Below are 531 nucleotides of genomic sequence, written 5' to 3'. Positions count from 1 at the left end.
GAAAATGTCTCAAAGCCCGGAGAAAACAGAAGCAAACCATCAACACCACCCTGCTCAATGGCATTGATAGTCACGAGGTTTGCACCGGTAGAAAAACCGCCTAGTAAAACCTTGTTGTACTGTTTTTTCAGCTGTAGAGCATAGTGGTCAACAATGTCTTGCCAATCTTCATAGTGAGAGAGCATTAAGTCCGAAGGCTTACTTCCGTGCCCAGGCAAAAGTAAAACGTGAACAGCATACCCTTCGCCGTGGAGCGATTTAGCAATATCAGAAAAAGAATAAGGCGAGTCTCCCAAGCCGTGAACCAGCAATACAGCTTTCTGTGTCGGCTCATTAGGCATCAACATAAACGGTGCGTTCATGTTGATCTCTTTTTGCTTGTTCTGTGAAATAAAACTTCGGTTATGCGATAACCATGCTCTAGACACCTCTATATAGCTTTCAAAGTCTCGCTGAATATAATTGTAATACTCAGCACTCTGATGCAAAGGCATTTTGCTGTCCGGCATACTCGCACAACCTTTAACAATC

Annotated in this window: 1 protein-coding gene; it reads right to left on the bottom strand. The window is 43.5% G+C overall.

The genetic code is table 11. The features are described 5' to 3' along the window. Positions 1–509 (bottom strand): carboxylesterase (locus A3757_RS03840; RefSeq protein WP_197469732.1); only part of this gene is annotated, 509 nt, incomplete at its 3' end. Positions 510–531 lie beyond the last annotated feature (22 nt).

The organism is Oleiphilus sp. HI0117 (genome assembly GCF_001635235.1).
Note: the sequence above shows the minus strand (reverse complement) of the source record. Positions and strands in the feature narration are given on the sequence as shown.